The 4,072-nt window shown below is 60.3% G+C and carries 4 protein-coding genes; 3 read left to right on the forward strand and 1 reads right to left on the reverse strand.

The genetic code is table 11. The features are described from left to right. Positions 1-1,289: citrate synthase (gene gltA / locus HP546_RS27050; RefSeq protein WP_027592878.1), on the reverse strand; the 1,289-nt coding region annotated here is incomplete at its 3' end. A 352-nt stretch (positions 1,290-1,641) separates the two neighbouring features. Here gltA and sdhC point away from each other — a divergent pair. From sdhC to sdhA, 3 genes are all read left to right on the forward strand, one after another. Then, the gene (sdhC, locus tag HP546_RS27055) at positions 1,642-2,028 is read left to right on the forward strand and encodes a succinate dehydrogenase, cytochrome b556 subunit (RefSeq protein ID WP_008091902.1); all 387 of its coding nucleotides are present in this window, start codon (positions 1,642-1,644) and stop codon (positions 2,026-2,028) included. Then, complete coding sequence (gene sdhD / locus HP546_RS27060; RefSeq protein WP_008091903.1) at positions 2,022-2,390, forward strand: succinate dehydrogenase, hydrophobic membrane anchor protein; 369 nt, start codon at positions 2,022-2,024, stop codon at positions 2,388-2,390. The genes sdhC and sdhD overlap by 7 nt, the downstream gene beginning before the upstream one ends. Positions 2,391-2,393: 3 nt before the next feature. Next, on the forward strand, positions 2,394-4,072 hold a 1,679-nt coding region (sdhA, locus tag HP546_RS27065), incomplete at its 3' end, for a succinate dehydrogenase flavoprotein subunit (RefSeq protein ID WP_172231944.1).

Genomic DNA, 4,072 nt, shown 5'->3' on the forward strand with positions numbered 1-4,072 from the left:
TACTTGCGGTCCGTCAGTGCAACGATGTCGCGCTTCTGCTCGCCGGTGTACAGCTGGCGCGGGCGGCCAATCTTGTACGGGCTGGAGAGCATTTCTTTCCAGTGCGAAATCCAGCCCACGGTACGTGCCAGGGCGAAGATCACGGTGAACATGCTGGTCGGAATGCCGATGGCCTTGAGGATGATCCCCGAGTAGAAGTCGACGTTCGGGTACAGCGAGCGCTCGATGAAGTAAGGATCGGTGAGGGCGATCTCTTCCAGGCGCATGGCCAGTTCCAGCTGCGGGTCGTTCTTGATGCCCAGCTCGCGCAGGACTTCGTCGCAGGTCTGCTTCATGACGGTGGCGCGCGGGTCGCGGTTCTTGTACACGCGGTGACCGAAGCCCATGAGCTTGAACGGGTCGTTCTTGTCCTTGGCCTTGGCGATGAAGGTGTCGATGTTCGAGACATCGCCGATTTCATCCAGCATGGTCAGCACGGCTTCGTTCGCACCGCCGTGGGCCGGGCCCCACAGTGCAGCGATACCGGCGGCGATACAGGCGAACGGGTTGGCGCCCGAGGAGCCTGCCAGGCGCACGGTGGAGGTGGAGGCGTTCTGCTCGTGGTCGGCGTGGAGGATGAAGATCCGGTCCATTGCCTTGGCCAGCACCGGGCTGATCGGTTTGATCTCGCACGGGGTGTTGAACATCATGTGCAGGAAGTTTTCCGCGTACGACAGGTCGTTGCGCGGGTACATCATCGGCTGGCCCATGGAGTACTTGTAGACCATCGCGGCCAGGGTCGGCATTTTCGCGACCAGGCGCACCGCGGAGATTTCGCGGTGTTGCGGGTTATTGATGTCCAGGGAGTCGTGATAGAACGCCGACAGGGCGCCGACCACGCCGCACATCACCGCCATCGGGTGAGCGTCGCGACGGAAGCCGTTGAAGAAGGATTTCAGCTGCTCGTGAACCATGGTGTGGTTTTTCACGGTGCTGACGAACTGGGCCTTCTGCTCGGCATTCGGCAGTTCGCCGTTGAGCAGCAGGTAGCAGGTTTCGAGGTAGTCGGACTGTTCGGCGAGTTGCTCGATCGGGTAGCCGCGGTGCAGCAGGATACCTTTGTCGCCGTCAATGTAGGTGATCTTCGACTCGCACGAGGCGGTCGCCATGAAACCAGGGTCGAAGGTGAAGTGACCAGTGGCCCCCAACCCGCGGACGTCGATTACATCAGGACCAACGGTGCCGGTTAAAATGGGCAGCTCGACGGGGGCAGCGCCCTCGATGACCAACTGCGCTTTTTTGTCAGCCATGTGGCCTCCTATTAATGCTAGAAATCATCAGACAGACCCCCCACGCAGGGCCCGCACCACTATAGAGGGATAAATTCAGATGTCAATTTGCCTAAAGGCTTGTTGAAACAGGCTTTGAAGCCTGGTTTTTCGCGAAATTCTCGCCCATTTACGCCTTTTGTTCGCTAAAGGCAATGCGCTATTTGGGCTACCCCGTCACGTTGTCATAAGCAGCCTAACTGTCTATACTCGGCACCCGACCGCCAGGGGCTTGCAAGCCCGAACTGCTGGGGGTCGCCGTTCCCTGGGTGGTGGGTACCTGACCAGTACACTTACCAACAACTTTGCCCTGATTCGCTAGGGGCTCTTCAGTGTGAAAAAAGCCGTGAAAAGCCAACGACCTGTAAACCTAGACCTAAGGACCATCAAGCTCCCTGTCACCGCGTACACGTCCATTCTGCACCGTATCTCCGGCGTCATCCTGTTCATCGGCCTTGCCATCATGCTTTACGCATTGGGCAAATCGCTGGGTTCCGAGGAAGGCTTCGGTGAGGTGAAGGCGTGTCTGACCAGCCCGCTGGCCAAGTTCGTGACCTGGGGCCTGCTATCCGCCTTGCTGTATCACCTGGTGGCAGGTGTTCGCCACCTGATCATGGACATGGGCATCGGTGAGACGCTGGAAGGCGGCAAACTGGGCTCGAAAATCGTGATTGTCATCTCCGTGGTGCTGATCGTTCTGGTGGGAGTTTGGGTATGGTAACCAATGTCACGAACCTGTCGCGTTCGGGCCTCTATGACTGGATGGCGCAGCGCGTATCTGCGGTCGTTCTCGCGGCTTACTTCATCTTCCTGATCGGCTACGTGGTCGCCCACCCAGGCATCGACTACACCCAGTGGCATGGTCTGTTCTCCAACAACGCGATGCGGATCTTCAGTCTGCTGGCCCTCGTTGCCCTGGGCGCTCACGCCTGGGTCGGCATGTGGACCATTGCGACCGACTACCTGACGCCAATGTCGTTCGGCAAGTCGGCAACTGCGATTCGTTTCCTGTTCCAGGCGGTATGCGGCGTTGCGATGTTCGCTTACTTCGTCTGGGGTGTGCAGATTCTCTGGGGTATCTGATCCATGGCTAGCATTCCAACCATTTCCTTCGACGCCATCATCATCGGTGGCGGCGGCGCCGGCATGCGCGCAGCGCTGCAACTGGCTCAAGGCGGCCACAAGACCGCCGTAGTCACCAAGGTCTTCCCGACCCGTTCGCACACTGTATCCGCCCAGGGCGGCATCACCTGCGCCATCGCTTCGGCCGACCCGAACGACGACTGGCGCTGGCACATGTACGATACCGTCAAGGGCTCCGACTACATCGGTGACCAGGACGCTATCGAATACATGTGTCAGGAAGGCCCGGCTGCGGTCTTCGAACTGGACCACATGGGTCTGCCGTTCTCGCGTACCGAAACCGGCCGTATCTACCAGCGTCCGTTCGGTGGCCAGTCCAAGGACTTCGGTAAAGGTGGCCAGGCCGCCCGTACCTGTGCCGCTTCCGACCGTACCGGTCACGCGCTGCTGCACACCCTGTACCAGGGCAACCTGAAAGCCGGTACCACCTTCCTCAACGAGTACTATGCCGTTGACCTGGTGAAGAACCAGGAAGGCGCTTTTGTCGGTGTGATCGCGATCTGCATCGAAACCGGCGAAACCATGTACATCAAGTCCAAGGCCACCGTTCTGGCCACTGGCGGTGCAGGCCGTATCTACGCCTCCACCACCAACGCCCTGATCAATACCGGTGACGGTATCGGCATGGCCCTGCGTGCCGGTGTACCGGTGCAGGACATCGAGATGTGGCAGTTCCACCCGACCGGCATCGCCGGCGCCGGTGTACTGGTCACCGAAGGTTGCCGCGGTGAAGGTGGTTACCTGATCAACGCCCACGGCGAGCGCTTCATGGAGCGTTACGCGCCGAACGCGAAAGACCTGGCCGGCCGCGACGTGGTTGCCCGTTCCATGGTCAAGGAAATCATCGCCGGCAACGGCGTGGGCCCGAACAAGGACCACGTACTGCTGAAGCTGGACCACCTGGGCGAGGAAGTGCTGCACAGCCGCCTGCCAGGTATCTGCGAACTGTCCAAGACCTTCGCCCACGTCGACCCTGTGGTCGCGCCGGTGCCGGTCGTTCCGACCTGCCACTACATGATGGGCGGCGTTGCCACCAACATTCATGGCCAGGCCATCACCATGGACGAAGAAGGCAAGGATCACATCATCCCTGGCTTGTTCGCAGTAGGTGAAGTGGCGTGCGTATCGGTTCACGGTGCCAACCGCCTGGGCGGCAACTCGCTGCTCGACCTGGTGGTGTTCGGCCGTGCTGCCGGCCTGCACCTGGAGAAGGCGCTGAGCGACGGCATCGAGCACCTCGACGCCAGCGACACCGACATCGATGTTGCCCTGAACCGCCTGAACAAGCTCAACGAGCGCTCCACTGGCGAAGACGTTGCCAGCCTCAAGCGCGAACTGCAGAGCTGCATGCAGAACTACTTCGGTGTATTCCGTACCGGCGAATACATGCAGAAGGGTATCGAGCAGTTGGCCGGCCTGCGTGACCGCATCGCCAACGTCAAGATCAACGACAAGTCCCAGGCCTTCAACACCGCGCGTATCGAAGCGCTGGAGCTGCAGAACCTGCTGGAAGTCGCCGAAGCTACCGCCATCGCGGCCGAAGCCCGTAAAGAGTCCCGCGGCGCTCACGCCCGTGAAGACTTCGAAGACCGTGACGACGAAAACTGGCTGTGCCACACCCT

It is taken from the genome of Pseudomonas sp. CM25, from assembly GCF_013179705.1.
GTDB lineage: Bacteria > Pseudomonadota > Gammaproteobacteria > Pseudomonadales > Pseudomonadaceae > Aquipseudomonas.